The organism is Streptomyces sp. NPDC042371, assembly GCF_056437465.1.
The window spans coordinates 1-1,047 of record NZ_JBWKAP010000037.1; the positions used below are offsets into that span (position 1 = coordinate 1).

Annotated in this window: 1 rRNA gene; it reads left to right on the forward strand. The window is 56.9% G+C overall.

The window, feature by feature from the left end:
* Positions 1-1,047 (forward strand): 23S ribosomal RNA (locus AC068B_RS41175); the annotation flags it as partial.

A 1,047-nucleotide genomic window follows, 5' to 3' on the forward strand; every position in this document is an offset into this window, starting at 1 on the left:
TCTCGTGACTGCGTGCCTTTTGAAGAATGAGCCTGCGAGTTTGCGGTGTGTTGCGAGGTTAACCCGTGTGGGGAAGCCGTAGCGAAAGCGAGTCCGAATAGGGCGATTCAGTAGCGCGCTCAAGACCCGAAGCGGAGTGATCTAGCCATGGGCAGGTTGAAGCGGCTGTAAGAGGTCGTGGAGGACCGAACCCACCAGGGTTGAAAACCTGGGGGATGACCTGTGGTTAGGGGTGAAAGGCCAATCAAACTCCGTGATAGCTGGTTCTCCCCGAAATGCATTTAGGTGCAGCGTCGTGTGTTTCTTGCCGGAGGTAGAGCACTGGATAGGCGATGGGCCCTACCGGGTTACTGACCTTAGCCAAACTCCGAATGCCGGTAAGTGAGAGCACGGCAGTGAGACTGTGGGGGATAAGCTCCATGGTCGAGAGGGAAACAGCCCAGAGCATCGACTAAGGCCCCTAAGCGTACGCTAAGTGGGAAAGGATGTGGAGTCGCAGAGACAACCAGGAGGTTGGCTTAGAAGCAGCCACCCTTGAAAGAGTGCGTAATAGCTCACTGGTCTAGTGATTCCGCGCCGACAATGTAGCGGGGCTCAAGCGTACCGCCGAAGTCGTGTCATTCATACAATAGGGCCAACGCCTGTATGGATGGGTAGGGGAGCGTCGTGTGCCGGGTGAAGCTGCGCCGGAAGGCAGTGGTGGACGGTTCACGAGTGAGAATGCAGGCATGAGTAGCGATACATACGTGAGAAACGTGTGCGCCGATTGACTAAGGGTTCCTGGGTCAAGCTGATCTGCCCAGGGTAAGTCGGGACCTAAGGCGAGGCCGACAGGCGTAGTCGATGGATAACCGGTTGATATTCCGGTACCCGCTGTGAAGCGTCAAACATTGAATCAGGCGATGCTAAGTCCGTGAAGCCGTCCTGGAGCCTTCGGGCAAAGGGAAGTGGTGGAGCCGACGGACCAGACTTGTAGTAGGTGAGTGATGGGGTGACGCAGGAAGGTAGTCCAGCCCGGGCGATGGTAGTCCCGGGGTAAGGGTGTAG